The following is a 2,415-nucleotide window of genomic DNA, read 5'->3' as shown; positions in this document are numbered from 1 at the left end:
CAGCGGAGCCTCGCCCTTCAGAACCTTTTTCTGCAGCGCCGCAGGCCAGCCGCCCGGGGGTTGGCCAAGGTTGCCGCGCATCATGTCGACGACCGAATCGGGGAAGGCCACCTCGACGTTCGGGTCCTCGACCTGTTCGCGGGTCAGCCCCTGCGCCACCATCATCAGCGCCATGTCGCCCACCACCTTGGACGAGGGCGTGACCTTGACGATATCGCCGAACATCCGGTTCACCTCGGCATAGGCCTGTGCGACCTCGTGCCAGCGATCCTCAAGGCCCAGCGAGCGTGCCTGCGCCTTGAGGTTGGTGAACTGGCCTCCGGGCATCTCATGCAGCCAGACCTCAGAGGCCGGGGCCTGCAGCCCGCTTTCAAAGGCGGTGTAATGTTCGCGCACTGCCTCCCAGTAGTTCGAGATGCGGCGGATCGCGTCGATGTCCAGCCCGGTGTCGCGCCCGGTATGGCGCAGGGCCTCGACGATTGAGCCAAGGCAGGGCTGCGAAGTATTGCCCGACAGTGCGTCCATGGCGCAATCGACCGCATCCACGCCTGCCTCAGCCGCAGCAAGGATCGAGGCACCGGCAATGCCACCGGTGTCATGGGTGTGGAAATGCACCGGCAAGCCGATCTCTTCCTTCAGGGCGCGGACAAGGATGCTGGCCGAAGCTGGCTTCAAAAGCCCCGCCATATCCTTAAGGCCCAGGACATGCGCCCCGGCATCGCGCAGTTCGCGCGCCATGCTGAGATAGTATTTCAGATCGTATTTCGACCGCGCCGGGTCCAGCAGATCGCCGGTATAGCAGATCGTGCCTTCGCAGATCTTGCCCGATTCGATCACCGCATCCATGGCGACACGCATGTTTTCGACCCAGTTCAGGCTGTCAAAGACCCGGAATACATCGACGCCGGTCCTGGCCGCCTGCCGCACAAAGCTTTGCACCACATTGTCGGGGTAATTGGTGTAGCCGACCCCATTGCTGGCCCGCAGCAGCATCTGCGTCATCAGGTTGGGCATGCGGGCGCGAATATCGCGCAGCCGCTGCCAGGGGCATTCCTGCAAGAAACGATAGGCCACGTCAAAGGTCGCGCCGCCCCAGCATTCGACGCTGAACAGGCCGGGCAGGTTCGCGGCATAGGCCGGGGCCACCCGGATCATGTCGATCGAGCGCATCCGCGTGGCCAGCAGCGACTGATGCCCGTCGCGCATCGAAGTGTCGGTGATCAGCAGCCGCTTTTGTTCAAGCATCCAGTCGGCGACGGCCTTGGCGCCCTTTTCCTCAAGCAACTGGCGCGTGCCGGGGGCGGGGTCGGCCTTGAGGGCCGGGACGACCGGGACGCGCACCTCGGCCGGGGGCAGAGGACGGCCCGCGGTCTCGGGGTGACCGTTGACCGAGATGTCGGCGATATAGACCAGGAGCTTTGTCGCACGGTCGCGGCGTTTGCGGAAAGCGAACAGATCCGGCGTCGTGTCGATGAATTTGGTCGTGTAGCTGTTGTCCAGAAAGACCGGATGTTTCAGCAGGTTGATGACGAATTCGATATTCGTCGCCACGCCGCGGACGCGGAATTCGCGCAGCGCCCGGTCCATCCGCGAGATCGCTTTTTCAGGGGTCTGGGCATGGGCCGTCACCTTGACCAGCAGCGAGTCGTAATAGCGGGTGATGATCCCCCCGGAATAGGCGGTGCCGCCGTCCAGCCGGATGCCGTTGCCGGTGGCGCTGCGATAGGCAGTGATGCGGCCATAGTCGGGGATGAAGTTGTTCAGCGGGTCCTCGGTCGTCACCCGGCATTGCAGGGCGTGACCGTTCAGATGCACGTCCTCCTGCCGGGTCACACCGGTTGCCTCGGCCAGGGTCGCCCCCTCGGCAATCAGGATCTGGGACTGCACGATGTCGATGCCGGTGACCTCTTCGGTCACGGTATGCTCGACCTGCACGCGCGGGTTCACTTCGATGAAGTAGAAGTGGCCCGTATCCATATCCATCAGGAATTCTACGGTGCCGGCGTTCTGATAGCCGACAGCGCGGCCGATTTTCAGCGCCAGCTCGCAGACCTCGGCGCGTTGCCCGGGGGTCAGATAGGGGGCGGGCGCGCGCTCGACGACCTTCTGGTTGCGGCGCTGCACGGTACAGTCGCGTTCGTAGAGGTGATAGAGCCCGCCATGGCCGTCGCCCAGCAGTTGCACCTCGACGTGGCGCGCGCGCAGGATCATCTTTTCCAGATAACCTTCGCCGTTGCCAAAGGCGGCCTCGGCCTCGCGGCGGCCCTCGCGGATCTTTTCGGGCAGTTCATCGGCGCCCATGATCGGGCGCATGCCGCGTCCGCCGCCGCCCCAGCTGGCTTTCAGCATCAAGGGATAGCCGATCGTGTCCGCCTCGGCCCTGATCGCCTCCATATCGTCGCCCAGCACCTCGGT

Annotated in this window: 1 protein-coding gene; it reads right to left on the bottom strand. The window is 64.3% G+C overall.

The window, feature by feature from the left end; translation table 11 throughout:
- On the bottom strand, positions 1-2,415 hold a 2,415-nt coding region (locus tag PARACOCCUSGL_RS0119995), incomplete at both ends, for a pyruvate carboxylase (protein WP_010400887.1).

The organism is Paracoccus sp. TRP, assembly GCF_000185925.1.
Taxonomy (GTDB): Bacteria; Pseudomonadota; Alphaproteobacteria; order Rhodobacterales; family Rhodobacteraceae; genus Paracoccus; species Paracoccus kondratievae.
Note: the sequence above shows the minus strand (reverse complement) of the source record. Positions and strands in the feature narration are given on the sequence as shown.